At 64.8% G+C, this 14,645-nt stretch carries 15 protein-coding genes and 1 tRNA gene; 8 read left to right on the top strand and 8 right to left on the bottom strand.

Annotated features, from left to right (window positions below):
• The first annotated feature begins 28 nt into the window (after positions 1–28).
• A complete protein-coding gene (locus CEJ42_RS03760; protein ID WP_088750056.1) occupies positions 29–1,420 on the top strand; it encodes a YncE family protein in 1,392 nt (463 codons plus the stop codon).
• Between the two features lie 63 nt (positions 1,421–1,483).
• Complete coding sequence (locus CEJ42_RS03755) at positions 1,484–3,196, top strand: tetratricopeptide repeat protein (RefSeq protein WP_088750055.1); 1,713 nt, start codon at positions 1,484–1,486, stop codon at positions 3,194–3,196.
• Between the two features lie 42 nt (positions 3,197–3,238).
• On the opposite strand, the gene CEJ42_RS03750 is transcribed toward CEJ42_RS03755, so the two are convergent.
• The 3 genes from CEJ42_RS03750 to CEJ42_RS03740 form a co-directional block, all read right to left on the bottom strand.
• A complete protein-coding gene (locus tag CEJ42_RS03750; protein WP_088750054.1) occupies positions 3,239–3,706 on the bottom strand; it encodes a GDP-mannose mannosyl hydrolase in 468 nt (155 codons plus the stop codon).
• Between the two features lie 75 nt (positions 3,707–3,781).
• Positions 3,782–3,857: transfer RNA gene (locus CEJ42_RS03745), tRNA-Lys, on the bottom strand.
• 155 nt (positions 3,858–4,012) lie between these two features.
• The gene (locus CEJ42_RS03740; protein ID WP_088750053.1) at positions 4,013–4,837 is read right to left on the bottom strand and encodes a methyltransferase domain-containing protein; all 825 of its coding nucleotides are present in this window, start codon (positions 4,835–4,837) and stop codon (positions 4,013–4,015) included.
• 184 nt (positions 4,838–5,021) lie between these two features.
• Between CEJ42_RS03740 and CEJ42_RS03735 the strand changes: the two genes are divergently transcribed.
• Positions 5,022–5,837: a MetQ/NlpA family ABC transporter substrate-binding protein gene (locus CEJ42_RS03735; RefSeq protein WP_079215492.1), complete on the top strand. Its 816-nt coding sequence runs from the start codon at positions 5,022–5,024 to the stop codon at positions 5,835–5,837.
• A 207-nt stretch (positions 5,838–6,044) separates the two neighbouring features.
• Entirely contained in the window at positions 6,045–6,185 is a 141-nt protein-coding gene (locus CEJ42_RS24930) for a hypothetical protein (protein WP_165774377.1), read from the top strand.
• Between the two features lie 24 nt (positions 6,186–6,209).
• On the opposite strand, the gene CEJ42_RS03730 is transcribed toward CEJ42_RS24930, so the two are convergent.
• Complete coding sequence (locus tag CEJ42_RS03730) at positions 6,210–6,758, bottom strand: DNA-deoxyinosine glycosylase (RefSeq protein ID WP_088750052.1); 549 nt, start codon at positions 6,756–6,758, stop codon at positions 6,210–6,212.
• Positions 6,759–6,974: 216 nt separating this feature from the next.
• On the opposite strand from CEJ42_RS03730, the gene CEJ42_RS03725 reads away from it, so the two are divergent.
• The 3 genes from CEJ42_RS03725 to CEJ42_RS03715 all read left to right on the top strand — a co-directional run bounded on the left by CEJ42_RS03725 (position 6,975) and on the right by CEJ42_RS03715 (position 8,887).
• Positions 6,975–7,724: an SDR family oxidoreductase gene (locus CEJ42_RS03725; protein ID WP_088750051.1), complete on the top strand. Its 750-nt coding sequence runs from the start codon at positions 6,975–6,977 to the stop codon at positions 7,722–7,724.
• Positions 7,725–7,794: 70 nt separating this feature from the next.
• Positions 7,795–8,238 (top strand): Mpo1 family 2-hydroxy fatty acid dioxygenase, encoded by a 444-nt coding sequence (locus CEJ42_RS03720; protein WP_079215489.1) that lies wholly within the window; start codon positions 7,795–7,797, stop codon positions 8,236–8,238.
• A gap of 196 nt (positions 8,239–8,434) precedes the next feature.
• A complete protein-coding gene (locus tag CEJ42_RS03715; RefSeq protein WP_079215488.1) occupies positions 8,435–8,887 on the top strand; it encodes an outer membrane lipoprotein in 453 nt (150 codons plus the stop codon).
• 66 nt (positions 8,888–8,953) lie between these two features.
• On the opposite strand, the gene CEJ42_RS03710 is transcribed toward CEJ42_RS03715, so the two are convergent.
• From CEJ42_RS03710 to htpG, 4 genes are all read right to left on the bottom strand, one after another.
• A complete protein-coding gene (locus tag CEJ42_RS03710) occupies positions 8,954–9,538 on the bottom strand; it encodes a GNAT family N-acetyltransferase (RefSeq protein WP_088750050.1) in 585 nt (194 codons plus the stop codon).
• Positions 9,516–10,040 (bottom strand): FUSC family protein, encoded by a 525-nt coding sequence (locus tag CEJ42_RS03705; protein ID WP_079215486.1) that lies wholly within the window; start codon positions 10,038–10,040, stop codon positions 9,516–9,518. Before CEJ42_RS03705 ends, CEJ42_RS03710 begins: the two co-directional genes overlap by 23 nt.
• 68 nt (positions 10,041–10,108) lie before the next feature.
• Positions 10,109–10,498, bottom strand: coding sequence for a DUF1090 domain-containing protein (locus CEJ42_RS03700; protein WP_088750049.1), 390 nt, complete (start codon positions 10,496–10,498; stop codon positions 10,109–10,111).
• A 132-nt stretch (positions 10,499–10,630) separates the two neighbouring features.
• Complete coding sequence (gene htpG, locus CEJ42_RS03695) at positions 10,631–12,541, bottom strand: molecular chaperone HtpG (RefSeq protein ID WP_088750048.1); 1,911 nt, start codon at positions 12,539–12,541, stop codon at positions 10,631–10,633.
• Between the two features lie 452 nt (positions 12,542–12,993).
• On the opposite strand from htpG, the gene CEJ42_RS03690 reads away from it, so the two are divergent.
• Complete coding sequence (locus CEJ42_RS03690) at positions 12,994–14,637, top strand: TolC family protein (protein ID WP_175354561.1); 1,644 nt, start codon at positions 12,994–12,996, stop codon at positions 14,635–14,637.
• Positions 14,638–14,645: the final 8 nt, after the last annotated feature.

Genomic DNA, 14,645 nt, shown 5'->3' with positions numbered 1-14,645 from the left:
CATTTCCCCACCAAGAAGAGAGACAACGATGAACAAACTCGCCGCCGCATTCTCATCCGCCGCGCTGGGCCTGGCCGCCACCTCGGCCATGGCGCTGCCCACCGCGCATGACCGCGTCTACACCGCCGACCAGAACAGCAACACGGTGTCGGTCTTCAACCCGGCCGACAACACCCTGGTCGGCCAGATCCGCCTGGGCAATCCGCGCCCGGACGTGCTCTCGCCGCTCTACAAGGGCCAGATCAACGTGCACGGCATGGGCTTCTCGCCGGACCACAAGACGCTGGTGGCGATCTCCAACGGCTCCAACTCGGTCACCTTCATCGACACCGCCACCAATGCGGTCAAGGGCATTGCCTATGTCGGCCGTTCGCCGCACGAGGGCTTCTTCACCGCCGACGGGAAGGAAGTCTGGGTGGTGGTGCGCGGCGAGGACTACATCTCGGTCATCGACCCCAGGACCTTCAAGGAAACGCGCCGCATCAAGACCGCGGTCGGCCCGGGCATGGTGCAGTTCATGCCCGACGGCAAGCTGGCCTTTTCGGTGGCCAGCTTCACGCCGCAGGTGGATGTGATCGACGTCAGATCGCACAAGGTGATCAGGAAGATCGACGTGGTCAGCCCGTTCTCGCCCTTCCTGCAGTTCACGCCCGACCATAAGGAGCTGTGGATGACGCACAAGGACGTGGGCAAGGTCACGCGCATCGACACGCATACGCTGAAGGTCACCGGCGTGATCGACACCGGCTTCATCACCAACCATTTGTCGTTCGCCACGGTGGACGGCAAGGTGCAGGCCTATGTGACGGTGGGTGGCGAGAACGTGGTCAAGGTGTACACCACCGATGCCGAGGCCAGGCTGGTGGCGACCATTCCGACCGGCGCGCTGCCGCACGGCATCTGGACCTCGGACGACAGCAGCCGCATCTATGTCGGCCTGGAGAACGGCGACGGCGTCGAGGTGATCGACCCGGCGCAGAACAAGGTGGTGGCGCACATCGCCGGCGGCCAGGCGCCGCAGGCGCTGGTGTTCCTGTCCAACGTGGTGAAGGACGGCGACGGCAGGCAGAACCTGGCGCCGCTGGCCAATGCCGAACCGATGAACATCCGCCTGAAGCCGGTGACGGCGGGCGACGCGCGCGGCTTCGTGGTCTCGCGCAACCTGGGCGTGGTGGATGCGCTGGAGGTGTCGCTGTTCAAGCTCAAGCCGCAGACCAACTACAACGTCTACCTGAGCGGGCAGGCCGCGCCCGTGGCCAGCTTCGTGACCGACGCCAAGGGCATGTCCAACGGTACCGCGATCGGCCCCATCCGCAACCTGGCCGCGCCCGGCGCTGCCGCCGCACCGTCCAGGCTGATCGTGATGGAGGGCGCCGCGCCGGCCGACGAGGCCAAGGCCGCGCTGGTCAGCGACATGTAAAAGGACGCATCGCCGCCATGGCAGGGATGAGACAATACGGCCGTTTGCCAAGTCCATCCCGCCATGAACGCCACCGAAACCCTGAGACAAGCCTTCCAGCTCTTCGAGCAGGAGCACTACGCCGCCGCCGAGCAAGCGCTGTTCGGCCTGCTGGACGCCGAGCCGGGCAATGCCCAGGCGCTGCACCTGCTGGGCAGCGTGGCGGCGGCGCAGGGGCGTCACGAGGAGGCCGCCGTGGCGCTGCAGCGCGCGCTGCAGGTGTTGCCGCAGGATGCGCGCGATACGCTGGCCGTGCGCTACAAGCTGGGCCGCGCCTTCTACGAACTGGGCCGCTTCGAGGATGCCTTCCTGCTGTATCGCGACCTGATCGAGTCCGGCCATCGCCTGCCCGAACTATTCATCGCCGCGGCCGCCGCCCTGCAGGCCTTGTCGCCCTCGGGCAAGAACGACGAGCACGCCATCGCGCTGCTGGACGAGGCCCTGCAGCTGCAGCCCGACGCCGCCGACACCTGGCATCGCAAGGCCTTGCTGCTGGAGCGCGGCAAGCGCTGGGAAGCCGCGCGCGCCAGCATGCACCGCGCCTTGCAATTGGACGGCCAGCGCGCGGTCTACTGGCTGGATGCGGGCCTGGCCGAACACGCGCTGGGCGAGTTCGAGGAGGCGCTCAAGTTCTACGACCAGGCGCTGATCTTCGATCCCGACTACGTCGACGCCCATGTCAGCCGCGGCACCAGCCTGGCGCGGCTGCGCCAGTACGAAGAAGCGATCGACAGCTACCGCCGCGCGCTCTACCTCGCGCCCGACGAGGCCGACGCCAAGGTCAACCTGGCGCTGTCGCTGCTGGTGCTGGGCCGTTTCCAGGAAGCCTTGCCGCTCTACGAATGGCGCTGGGAAGGCCGCGGCGCCGATCCCTACCGCCATGAATCCATCCCCGCCTGGAACGGCGCCAGCCCGCTGCGCGGCAAGCGCATCCTGCTGTGGGCCGAGCAGGGGCATGGCGACACCATCCAGTTCAGCCGCTATGTGGAACAGATCGTCGGCGCAGGCGCACAGGTGGTCTTTGAAGTCCCGGCCAGCCTGCTGCCGCTGATGGCGAGCCTGCCGTCTTCGGCCGCGTTCGAACTGATCGCCATGGGCGAGGCTGTTCCCGCAGTCGACTACCAGCTGCCGCTGATGAGCCTGCCGCTGGTCTGCAATACGCACTACGACGACATCCCCGCGCCGGTTCACTACCTGGGCGCCGACGACGCGCGCCGGCAGGCGTGGGCGGCGCGCATCGATGGCCTGGCGCCGCGCGGGGCGGGACGCCTGCGCGTGGGCGTCGTCTGCTCCGGCAACCCGGGCAACGTCAACGACCGCCGCCGCTCGATCGCGCTGTCGCAGTTCGCGCCGCTGGCGCAGGCGCGCGGCGATCTCGACTTCTTCGTGCTCCAGCCCGACTTGCGCCAGGAGGATGCGGCATGGCTGAAGGCGCACGAGGCCTGGCACGACCTGGGAGAGGGGATACGGGATTTTGCCGATACGGCCGCCGCGCTGTCATGCATGGACTTGCTGGTGACGGTCGACACCGCCGCCGCCCACCTGGCCGGCGCGCTGGGCATGCCGGTGTGGATCGCGCTGTCGTTCGCGCCCGACTGGCGCTGGTTCCTCGGCCGCCACGACTCGCCGTGGTATCCGGCGGCAAGGCTGTTCCGCCAGCAGCGGGCGGGGGAGTGGGGCGATGTGATGCTGACGATCAAGGCGGCGTTGGCCGTGAGCGCGCCGCAGCGGCGCTAGGCATCGCAAGGTATCGTCGGATATCGCCGGACGGTGGCCGGGCTACAGTTGGTTGTCCGGTGCTTCTTCGAAATAGCGCTTGGTGTTGATGTGGACCTGCGGGCTTTGCATCAGCTCATCGAGCGGCCACCAGCGCAGCTCGGCGTGTTGCGCGTCCGGCGCGATGGCGCTGCCTTCCGGCAGGCTGCAGCGGCAGCCCAGTGCGACGTAGTGGGTGTTGATGCCATCACGGCCCAGGGCGTTGTCTTCGTAGATGTGGTCGTAGGCGCCTTGCAGAGCCCAGCTCGCGGGCTCCACGCCGAGTTCGGTGCGCGTGATGCGGGCGATGGCGTCTTTCAGCGCTTCGTTCTTGCGGATGCGCCCGCCCGGCACGAACCAGAAGTCCTGCGCGGGCCGGTTGCGGCGATAGCCCAGCAACACTTCGCCTTTGGCGTTGAGGATCAGCAGGTCGATCGACACCAGCGGGGTCGAGTGGACTACCAGTGCAAAATCGTCAGGACTCAGGTTCATGGCGGCAAGGATGGGTGATCGGCAGGCCAAAAGCAGAAAAGCCTTCCAAAGAAATCTTTGGAAGGCTTTGAATTCTGGTGGGGCGTCACAGATTCGAACTGTGGACCTACGGATTAAGAGTCCGCTGCTCTACCAACTGAGCTAACGCCCCGTTGCTTCACTTCGCTGTTTGCTCAGTGCTGCAAGAGAGGACGCATTATAGGAGAGCCTTTTTAACTCTGCAAGCCCTTTTTCGAAAAATCTTAAAAATATTTGCGATTCTCTGTGGCGCGCGAGCGAAAGCGGGCCGCAAAGGCCCGCCAATGCTCAGATGGCGCTCTTGATGCCGTTGACCCAGGACTTGGCCGGCAATTTGGTCTGCGCCTCCAGCAAGGCCGCCTGCGCATACAGTTCGGGGAAGTCGAACTGCTGCTTGCCCTTGAAGGCGATCGCCACCACGTTGCCGTCGTGGACCTCTGGCAGCGAGACCACGGTGTCGAAGGCGAACTCCATCGCGCGCAGGTTCTTGGCGTAGCTGGGGTGGTCGCCGAACAGGTTGACCGTCATCACGCCGCCCGGCGCCAGGCTGTCGTAGCAGGCCTGGTAGAACTCGGGTGTGTCCAGCACCGGGCCGCGCGCGGTGGCGTCGTAGAGGTCGACCTGCAGGGCGTCGATGATGCCGTGGGTGGCGGCGTGGACGATGAAGTCCATGGCGTCGCTTTCGATCAGCATCAGGCGCTCGTCCGGCTGCGGCAGCTTGAACATGCTGTGGCAGATGGCGACCACGGCCGGGTTGAGCTCCACCGCGGTGACCTGGGCCTGCGGGAATTCGCGGTAGCAGTACTTGGTCAGCGCGCCGGTGCCCAGGCCCAGCTGCACGATGTGGCGCGGGGTGCGGTTAAACAGCATCCAGGCCATCATCTGCTGGGCGTATTCCAGTTCGATCCAGTCCGGTTTGCGGATGCGCATCGCGCCTTGCACCCACTCGGTGCCGAAATGCAGGTAGCGCACGCCGTCGGATTCCGACAGCGTCACCGGCGCGAACTTCGGCTTGCGCGGCCGGGCGGAGTCGGCTTCGAGTTGCTGGCGGCGGCGGTTGGGGCCGGCCTTGGTGTTGGCCTGGGCTTCGATGGACTTTCTTCTGATCAGCATGATGTGGAATCGGTGGGCGGCGGCAGCGCCGCGGATGCCGAATGATACATGGGATGCGCGCTGCGGCCTGCCACTCCCGTCTTGCGGCTCTGCTGCGCTTCTTGCATATCGACATGCGGATTCATTCCTTCTGCGCCGCCAGCCCATGTGTGAGGATGCCATCCTCATTCTTCTCGGGGACACCATGCAATTTGCTTCACTGGCAAAACTGGCGGCCGCCGCGGCCGCGCTGGCCATCGCGTTCGCGCCGAACGGCGCCGCGGCGCAGGAAAAGAACAAGATCAAGGTCGGCATCTCGGTAGGCAACGCCGAGTCGACCTTCGAGGTCGTCAAGAAGGTCGCCGCGCGCGAAGGCCTGGAGATCCAGACCGTGGTCTTCAGCGACTACCTGCAGCCCAATGCCGCGCTGGCCGCCGGCGACCTGGACGCCAACGCCTTCCAGCACGTGCCCTACCTGGAAAGCCAGATCAAGGCGCGCGGCTACAAGATCGTGCCGGTCGGCCTGACCATCACGGCGCCGCTGGGCATCTACTCGAAGAAGTACAAGTCCATCGACCAGTTGCCCAACGGCGCCACGATCGGCATCCAGAACGATCCTTCCAACGGCAACCGCGCCTTGCTGCTGCTGCAGAAGGCCGGCCTGATCAAGTTGAAGCCGGGCGTGGGCGAGAACGGCGTCAACGCCACCCCGCTGGACGTGGTCGACAATCCCAGGAAGCTGAAGCTGGTCGAGCTCGACGCCGCCCAGCTGCCGCGTTCGCTGGACGACCTGGCGGCGGCTTCGATCAACAATGATTACGCCTTCAAGGCCGGCCTGTCGCTGCAGAAGGACACCATCGCCGTGGAAGACCCGCGCGGCCGCTACGCCAACATCATCGCCGTGCGCGCCGAAGACAAGGACAAGCCCTGGGCGAAGAAGCTGGTGCATGCCTACCAGTCCGACGAGGTGCGCAAGTTCATCGAGGCCGAATTCAAGGGATCGCTGGTGCCGGCGTTCTGAGGCCGCCTCCCTGTTGTGCTTGCCGCCAGGCAAAGCCGCCCGCGCCATGAGCGTCGCCGGGCGGCTTTTTCATTGCGGTGGCGGCATGGCAAGCGACAGCGAGGCCCAGTCTGTACCGGGGCGAGTGGAGGCGCTGCGAGCCAGGCCGGCGCAAATTTTTATCGGGGGCGACATGCCGCGGTTGCAGCGCTCGGCTACACTGCGCCCATGCTGAAAAATCTCATCCTCTGCATCAAGCTGGCCATCGTGTTCGCGGGCATCGTGTTCTTCGCGAAGGCCTTGCAATACCTGATCTTCAATGGCGGGTTTTCGGGGGAGTTCTACGATTACCTGTTCTTCCGCAAGTGAGGTCGGCGGTCTCGCACTTGTTTTTCAAGCGTTTGTCCCGGCGGCCAACTGACGCCATGCATCAAGCTTTTGAGCCAGCGACAGCGACGCATGGGCCGGACTGCTGGACGGCAGTTGCAGGATCCGGTATCGCCCCGCCTGTTCTCCCAATGCCTTCATCCCGAGCTTCGCCGCGGTACCGCCGTTGAAGGCGATGGTGTTCAGCGCGGGCAAGGTGCCTACCAGCGCCAGCAGGTCATTGCGGGTGTGGTCGCGGATGTCGCTGTCCAGGCTGCCGATGCGGCGCGCGTTGGCGATCACGTCCCATAGACCTATCCGGTGTTCCAGCAGCGTCTGCAGCCTGTCCTCATAGGCCATGGGTACCAGGTCTTCCCCGGTGATCCCGGAGAGCAGCTTCCAGAAGCCGTTGCGCGGATGCCCGTAATACTGGCTTGCCGCCAGCGATGCCGCTCCCGGCAGGCTGCCCAGGATCAGCGTGCGGGTATCGGCGGCCACCACTGGCGGGAAGCTGGCCAGCAGCGGATCGGCGGCGGTGAAGTGCAGGGGCTGGCGGGCGGGCTTCCTGGTGGACATGGACGGCGGCAAGATGAAAATATTTACAGGGTGCGCAGGCGGCGCCGGGGCAGGGCACAATGGCCCGGCGCATACGGCGGCCCATACGGCGGCGCATGTTGCGGCGCCATATCCGCTTCACGGCGCTTGCGGCAAAATGGCGATCTTAGCGCAATTGCCGCCAGAGCAATTTCCCCCATCCCAACCTGAACCTCAACCCCTCTCGGAGATAAGAACATGGCAGACAAGGTCATCATCGTCACAGGCGGCAGCCGCGGCATCGGCGCGGCGACGGCGAAACTGGCGGGGCAGCGCGGCTATGCCGTCGCGGTCAATTATGTGTCCAACCGCGAGGCCGCCGAGGCGGTGGCCGAAGAGATCCGCAAGGGCGGCGCCAAGGCCATCACCGTGGCCGGCGACGTCTCGAAAGAAGAAGACATCCTGCGCCTGTTCGCTACCGTGGACAAGGAACTGGGCCCGGTCACCGCGCTGGTCAACAACGCCGGCATCCTGGACCACCAGTCGCGCCTGGACGGCATGAGCGCCGAGCGCATCAACCGCGTGCTGGTCGCCAACATCACCGGCAGCCTGCTGTGCGCGCGCGAGGCGGTCAAGCGCATGTCGACCAGGCACGGCGGCCGCGGCGGCGCCATCGTCAACCTGTCGTCGATGGCGGCCAAGCTGGGCGGCCCCGGCGAATACGTCGACTACGCCGCCTCCAAGGGCGCGATCGACGCCTTCACGATCGGCCTGGCCAAGGAAGTGGCGGCCGAGGGCATTCGCGTGAACGCCGTGCGCCCCGGCCTGATCTATACTGACATCCACGCCAGCGGCGGCGAAGCCGGCCGCGTCGATCGCCTGAAGGACGCCGTGCCAATGAAGCGCGGCGGCACCGCCGAGGAAGTCGCCAATGCCATCATGTGGCTGGTGTCGGACGAATCGTCCTACGCCACCGGCACCTTCATCGACGTATCCGGCGGTCGTTGAGCGTATCCCGCGGGGGCATCGCACCCGCTCCATCGGCACTTACTCGCACCTACCCGCACCGGAGGCAGGCATGAACGATCATCCGCAACGCCGCATCGACGAGCTGCTCGCGCGTTACGAAGAGAGCCATCGCAACCCGATGAACGAGCTCATTCATTGCGTCTGCATCCCGGCCATCGTGTTCTCGCTGCTGGGCCTGTGCTGGTCGGTGTCGCCGGCCGTGGCGCTGGTGGTGGCGGCGGCGTCGCTGGCGTACTACCTCAGCCTGTCGCCGCCGTTCGCCGCCGGCATGCTGGCCATGGCGGCGGTGATGCTGGTGCTGCTGGCGCGGCTGCCCGCCGGCGCGGTGCTGCCGGTGTCGGCGGTGGTGTTCGTGCTGGCCTGGGCCGGGCAGTTTGTTGGCCACAAGATCGAGGGCAAGAAGCCTTCGTTCTTCGAGGATGTGCGCTTTTTGCTGATCGGGCCGCTGTTCGTGTTGGCGGTGCTGTACCGGCGCTGGCGTATCCAGTATTAAGAGAAACTGAAGAAACCGCCCGACCCACCCCGAAAAGCACCGAAAAGCGGGCCGGAACTCGGCCAAGCGGGCGGTTTGTATTAAGATGTAAAGAATTGTTTGCTGCGCGCGAAATGGCGCGATCATCCCGCCTGTACGGGAGCAGGCAATCCTCGCAGCCCGGCATGGGCCAAAATTTCAGTCGGAGTATTTTTGTATGAAGAAATTGTTTTTGATCGCAGCACTGGGCGCCATGGTGGCGGGTTGCGCCGTCACGCCGAATTCGGCCAGCGTCTACAACACACGCCAGGCGCAAGGTGAGCAGACCGTGCGCATGGGCGTGGTCGAATCGATCCGCAACGTGACCATCGACAAGGGCTCGTCCGGCGTCGGCACCCTGGGCGGCGCGGCGCTGGGCGGCATCGCTGCAGGTTCCAACATCGGCGGCGGCAACGGCGCCCTGGCGGCCGGCATCGTCGGCGCGCTGGCCGGCGGCGTTCTCGGCAACCAGGCCGAGGCTCGCCTGAGCAACCGTCCTGGCCTGGAAATCACCGTCAAGCTGGACAACGGCGAACTGCGCGCCATCACCCAGGATGCGGATGAGGCATTCCGCGTCGGCGAGCGCGTGCGCCTGCTGTCGAACGGTCGCACCACCCGCGTGACGCACTGAGCCTTCGGGGGCAGGCCGCAAAAAAAGCAGGACTTCGGTCCTGCTTTTTTCATGGGCGCGCGGTAATCACGGCGCCTGGCGTTCCATCCACTGCTCGCGCCCGATCCGGTACAGGCGATGCAGCCGCAGCGGATGCTCGGGCGGCAGGCGCGGATGCAGGAAGTCCTCACGGATGTCGTAATGCATGCCCAGCCTTTGCATCACCGCCAGCGAGCGCAGGTTGGCCGGCACGGTGAAGGAAACGATCTCCGGCAGGCCCAGTTCGGCAAAGCCGTAGTGCATGGCGCAGGCGGCCGCCTCGCTGGCATAGCCCCGTCCCCAGAGCGGTGCGGCCAGGCGCCAGCCGATTTCCACCGCCGGCGTGAAATGGGCGTCGAAGGACACCGTGAGCAGGCCGACGAAGCCGGCAAACTCCGCCACGCCCGGAATCTCCAGCGCCCAGGGGCCGAAGCCGTGCTTGCCGAAATGCGCCTCGATGCGGTCGGCCAGGGCGTCGCTGTCGCGTTCGGCCAGCGGCGCGGGGAAGTGCTCCATCACGCGGGCGTCGGCGTTGATGGCGGCAAAGGGCGCGCGGTCGGCCGGCCGCCACGGGCGCAGCAGGATGCGCTCGCCGCGCAGCGAGGCCGGCTCAGGACGCGGATGGTCGTTCATCCTGTCGCTCCTTGCGTTTGACCAGCCAGATGTAGATCACCGTCTGCAGCAGCGCCACCGTGCTGCCCACGATCACTTCGCCCACCCGCATGAACGCCAGGTGCAGTTCCTGGCCCAGGCCGTTGCCGGTGAACGCGGCCGACAGCAGGATCACCACGGTGGCCGGCCCCAGGCGCCAGTTGCTGGGATAGTTCTGCAGCAGCATGGCCACCACCACGGCGGCCGTGAGCGCCACCAGCATGGCCAGGAAGGTCGGGCCGAAGATCACCAGCGCAATGCATGAGACCACGCAGCCCGAGATGGTGTTGATCAGGCGCGCGCGGAAATTGGCCTTGGCCACCGTCATGTCCGGCTCGGTGACGATGATCAGCGAGATCATGGCCCAGTAGGGCTCCTCGATGCCGGCCGCGCGCAGGCCGTACCAGAGGATCAGGCAGCCGGAGAGGATCTTGACCAGGTAGGCCAGCGCGTTCTTGCGCGGATTGATGAAGTTGAATTCCATGTGCTTGCCGTGCGGCGGCGGCCGGGGTTGCGGCTCGAGCCGGCGGGCGCCGCCGCGGTGGGCCGTTCTTATTGATTGAGCTTTTCCCGGGCCGCTTTCAGTTCATCCTCGGCGTCCTTCAGTTTCTTTTCCTGCTGGGCGATCTTCTTGGACTTGCCCTTGGCCTGGGCTTTTTCGAGATCGGCCTTGCGGGCGTCGACCTTTTCCTGCTTCTTCTTGATGTCGGCTTCGCGCTCGCGGCGCAGGCCTTCGTCGGTGCAGTTCGTTTCCAGCTGCTTCTGCGCGATCTTCAGCTTGGCTTCCTGCGCCTTGTTGCCGTGGGCGCGGGCCTGCTCCAGCTGGGTCTGGACATCGGCCTTCTTGGCCGCGCAGCCGGTCAGGGCCTGGGCCGAAACATGGCCGGCGGCGAGCGAAAGCGGCAGGGCCAGGGCGAGCAGGGAAGCGGACAGTTTTTTCATCGAAGGGCTCCATGGAGTGGCAAAGGGGGATTGCCGTCCTACTGTATAGCGCATGGGCGGGCCAGGCAACCCGCCGCGAACGTGAAAACGGCGACCCGCAGGCCGCCGTTTTCATGTCCCGTCGGGACGGGATTACCTGGACGCCATGCCCAGCAGCATGTCGTTCAAGCGCTTGACGAAGCCGGCCGGGTCGCCCAGCGCGCCGCCTTCGGCCAGCAGGGCCTGGTCGAACAGGATGTGCGACCAGTCGCCGAAGCGGGCTTGTTCGTACTTCAGGCGCTGCACCAGCGGGTGGTCGGGATTGATCTCCAGCGTGGGCTTGGATTCCGGCGCGTTCTGGCCGGCCGCCTTCAGCATGCGCACGAGATTGCCGGAGAGCTCGTTCTCGTCGGCCACCAGGCAGGCCGGCGAGTCGGTCAGGCGGAAGGTCACGCGCACGTCCTTGGCCTTGTCGGCCAGCGCTTCCTTCATCTTCTCGACCAGGTCCTTGTACTCGGCCTGGGTGTCTTCGTGCTGCTTCTTCTCGGCCTCGTTCTCCAGCTGGCCGAGGTCCAGTCCACCCTTGGCGACGGACGCCAGCTCGCGGCCTTCGAACTCGGTCAGGAAGGACAGCAGCCATTCGTCCACGCGGTCGGTCATGATCAGCACTTCCACGCCCTTCTTGCGGAAGATCTCCAGGTGCGGGCTGTTCTTGCCGGCCTGGTAGTTCTCGGCGGTGACGTAGTAGATCTTGTCCTGGCCTTCCTTCATGCGGCCCACGTAGTCGGCCAGCGAAGTCGTCTGGGCGTCGCTGTCGTTGTGGGTAGAGGCGAAGCGCAGCAGCTTGGCGATGCGCTCCTTGTTGGCGGCGTCCTCGCCGATGCCTTCTTTCAGCACCTGGCCGAACTCGGTCCAGAAGCCGGCGTACTTGTCCTTCTGCGCCTGGTCGTCGCTGTTGGCCAGTTCTTCCAGCAGGCTCAGTACGCGCTTGGTCGAGCCTTCGCGGATGGCGCGCACATCGCGCGACTCCTGCAGGATCTCGCGCGAGACGTTCAGCGGCAGGTCGGCCGAGTCGATCACGCCCTTGACGAAGCGCAGGTACACCGGCATGAGCTGCTCGGCGTCGTCCATGATGAACACGCGCTTGACGTAGAGTTTGATGCCGCCGCGCTTGTTGCGGTCCCACATGTCGAAGGGCGCGCGCGCCGGGATGTAGAGCAGCTGGGTGTATTCGCTGCGGCCTTCCACGCGGTTGTGGGTGTAGGCCAGCGGCGCGCCGAAGTCGTGCGAGACGTGCTTGTAGAACTCCTCGTACTGCTCGGGCGTGATGTCGGACTTGCTGCGGGTCCACAGGGCGCTGGCCTGGTTGACGGTCTCCAGCTCATCGGTCTCGACGGTTTCCTTCTTCTCGTCGTTCCATTCTTCCTTTTTCATCAGGATGGGCAGCGAGATGTGGTCGGAGTACTTGCGGATGATGGACTTCAGTTGCCAGACGGAAAGGAACTCGTCCTCGCCCTCGCGCAGGTGCAGGATGATGTCGGTGCCGCGGCCGGGCTTGTTTATTGCTTCGATGGAAAAGTCGCCGGCGCCTTCGGATTCCCAGCGCACGCCCTGGTCGGCCGGGCTGCCGGCACGGCGCGTCTCGACCGTGATGCGGTCGGCGATGATGAAGCCGGAGTAGAAGCCCACGCCGAACTGGCCGATCAGGGCCGCGTCCTTCTGCTGGTCGCCGGAGAGCCTGGAGAAGAACTCCTTGGTGCCCGACTTGGCGATGGTGCCCAGGTGCGAGATCGCTTCTTCGCGGTTCATGCCGATGCCGTTGTCGGAGATCGTGATGGTGCGCGCGGCCTTGTCGAAGCCGATCGTGATCTTCAGTTCCGGGTCATCCTCGAACAGGCTGCCATCGTTGATGGCTTCGAAGCGCAGCTTGTCGGCCGCGTCGGAGGCGTTGGAGACCAGCTCGCGCAGGAAGATTTCCTTGTTGGAATACAGCGAGTGGATCATCAGCTGAAGCAGTTGCTTGACTTCGGCCTGGAAGCCCATGGTCTGTTTTTCGGTTGCCATGTTTATGTCCTTATGGATGAGACGGTGGTGAGAAAAGCTAAAAAGGGCGAATAGAAAAAGCCAATCGCGGATGGGCAGGATATAGGGAATGATGTGTGGTTTTTCAACCGCATTTTTTGTGTGTTTTGTTAGGTTTTGTCATTTTTCGGAATTCCCTGATAGCTTCGTGACATCAAGCTGACGATAATTGCCGACGTTGAAACGAATCAAGTCAATTGAAATTAAAAGATTTTTTCAGGTTTTTCTGTAATTTTCCCGCAATGAGCGGATGTTAAAATCGCTTTTGCCAAAATATAAAGATTTGTTGACATATAATCAGCATTTCTTCGGCCTTACAAAAAGAACAACACCTTGGCCTATGGGGTAGTTATCCGGGACCAGCGGTATGAGACGCGGGTTTTTCTTATTGGATGGGGCAGGGGGACCGGCTGGGATGCCGGTCTATCGGATTGATGATAGTTCTTAAAAGCAAGCGTTTTTTACTCGGTGTTTCACTAGGGCTGACCGCGCATCAATTGTCATATGCTGCGCAGGACCTCGTTCCACTGTCTGAGCCGCCCGCGCGCTCCCTGGCGCAAGCGCCTGTGCCGGCGGCCGCGCCTGACAAACTGGATATGCCGCCGCAGATACGCCTCGGATCGGATCCGTCCGGCCCGTCCGCGGCCGAGGCCAGGCTGCCGTCGCTGTTGCCGTCGGATATCAGATCCGGCGCCAGCCCGGACGACGAGATCCTGGTGCTGCTGCGCCAGTCCGATCCTTCCTTCACCGGCAACACCATCGCCTTGCCGACCGTGGCCATCGTCACCGAAGGCGACATTGTGCCTGACCTGACGCTGCCCAAGGTGCTCGACCTGGCGCTGAACAACAGCTACAGCTATGCGGCCACCTCGGCCCAGGCGGACCAGGCCAACTATGCCACCAAGGTGTCGGCCGGGCAGATGGGGCCGACCCTGGATGTGCGCGCGCAAAAGGGCCAGGAATATTCGTCGCCGTCTTCGGTGATCGATCCCAACACCGGCCTGGTGCAGCGCGCCTCCGACCACAAGCGCTGGGACGTGACCGTGATCGGCCGCCAGCCGATATTCGCCCCCGGCTCCTATTTCGACTACAGCAAGAACCGTTCGCTGGCCCGGGCCGCCGAGCTGCGCCGCGACGACGCGCGCGAGACGCTCTACTACAACGCCATCAAGGCCTACTACGACGTGATGCGCGCCTATGCCTCGCTGTCGTTCGCGCGCAGCTATTCGCAACGCATGGGCGACCTGCTGGAGTACATGCGCAAGCGCCTGGAGGGCGGCGGCGCCAGCCGCATCGACTTCGAACGCGTGCGCGGCCGTTCGCTGACCGCGCAGTCCGCCGTGGCCGAGGCCGAGGGCGCGCTGGAGTCGGCCATGGTGTCGCTGAACCAGATCACCGGCCGCAAGATCGAGCAGCTCGAGGTGCCCGACCACATGATGCCGCCGGTCCCCGACAGCTCCAAGCTCGCGCTCAAGGACATCTACGAGACCAACCCCGGCGTGCGCGCCGCGCGGCGCGACCTGGATGCCGCCAACGAAGAGCTGAAGGCCGCGCGCGCCAAGTTCTCGCCGACCTTCGCCCTCGAATGGACGCAGCAGAAGACGCGCGGCGCCGGCGGCGCCATCGACACATCCGACAACAGCCTGCAGCTGCAGACCGACCGTCGCCTGATGCTGGTCATGACCATGAACCTGCTCAACGGCGGTTCCGACATGTACTACCAGAAGCAGGTCGGCGCCAAGTACGTCGAGAAAAGCAATACCGCGCTGGACCTGGAGCGCAAGCTGCGCGAGCAGGTCGAGATCAACTACCGCACGCTGGGCGCGGTCAGGAAGCGCATGGACATCTCGCGCCAGGCCTACCTGACCAACGCCAACGTGGCCGACGTCTTCCTGGAGCAGCTCTCGACCGGCAGCAAGCAGCTGCTGGACGTGCTGGACGCCTATCAGCAGGCCTACCAGGCGCGGATGGATTTTGCAGCCCTGCTGTTCCAGCAGGCCGATATCAGTTACCAGATCCTGCGCAACACCGGCAAGGCTTCCTCGCAGGAAGCCCCGCCGCCGCAGGCAGTGAAATAGCATTACGG

This window comes from Herbaspirillum robiniae, assembly GCF_002213415.1.
GTDB classification, from domain to species: domain Bacteria; phylum Pseudomonadota; class Gammaproteobacteria; order Burkholderiales; family Burkholderiaceae_D; genus Herbaspirillum; species Herbaspirillum robiniae.
This window is presented reverse-complemented; position numbering and strand designations above follow the sequence as displayed.

Excerpts from the sequence above, each read along its gene's own strand:
- CEJ42_RS03760 (WP_088750056.1), top strand. The coding sequence starts at position 29 with ATGAACAAACTCGCCGCCGCATTCTCATCCGCCGCGCTGGGCCTGGCC.
- CEJ42_RS03710 (WP_088750050.1), bottom strand. The coding sequence starts at position 9,538 with ATGAACGACCATCCGCGTCCTGAGCCGGCCTCGCTGCGCGGCGAGCGC.
- CEJ42_RS03720 (WP_079215489.1), top strand. The coding sequence starts at position 7,795 with ATGAACGATCATCCGCAACGCCGCATCGACGAGCTGCTCGCGCGTTAC.
- CEJ42_RS03730 (WP_088750052.1), bottom strand. The coding sequence starts at position 6,758 with ATGTCCACCAGGAAGCCCGCCCGCCAGCCCCTGCACTTCACCGCCGCC.
- CEJ42_RS03700 (WP_088750049.1), bottom strand. The coding sequence starts at position 10,498 with ATGAAAAAACTGTCCGCTTCCCTGCTCGCCCTGGCCCTGCCGCTTTCG.
- CEJ42_RS03725 (WP_088750051.1), top strand. The coding sequence starts at position 6,975 with ATGGCAGACAAGGTCATCATCGTCACAGGCGGCAGCCGCGGCATCGGC.
- htpG (WP_088750048.1), bottom strand. The coding sequence starts at position 12,541 with ATGGCAACCGAAAAACAGACCATGGGCTTCCAGGCCGAAGTCAAGCAA.
- CEJ42_RS03755 (WP_088750055.1), top strand. The coding sequence starts at position 1,484 with ATGAACGCCACCGAAACCCTGAGACAAGCCTTCCAGCTCTTCGAGCAG.
- CEJ42_RS03750 (WP_088750054.1), bottom strand. The coding sequence starts at position 3,706 with ATGAACCTGAGTCCTGACGATTTTGCACTGGTAGTCCACTCGACCCCG.
- CEJ42_RS03735 (WP_079215492.1), top strand. The coding sequence starts at position 5,022 with ATGCAATTTGCTTCACTGGCAAAACTGGCGGCCGCCGCGGCCGCGCTG.
- CEJ42_RS24930 (WP_165774377.1), top strand. The coding sequence starts at position 6,045 with ATGCTGAAAAATCTCATCCTCTGCATCAAGCTGGCCATCGTGTTCGCG.
- CEJ42_RS03740 (WP_088750053.1), bottom strand. The coding sequence starts at position 4,837 with ATGCTGATCAGAAGAAAGTCCATCGAAGCCCAGGCCAACACCAAGGCC.
- CEJ42_RS03705 (WP_079215486.1), bottom strand. The coding sequence starts at position 10,040 with ATGGAATTCAACTTCATCAATCCGCGCAAGAACGCGCTGGCCTACCTG.
- CEJ42_RS03690 (WP_175354561.1), top strand. The coding sequence starts at position 12,994 with ATGATAGTTCTTAAAAGCAAGCGTTTTTTACTCGGTGTTTCACTAGGG.
- CEJ42_RS03715 (WP_079215488.1), top strand. The coding sequence starts at position 8,435 with ATGAAGAAATTGTTTTTGATCGCAGCACTGGGCGCCATGGTGGCGGGT.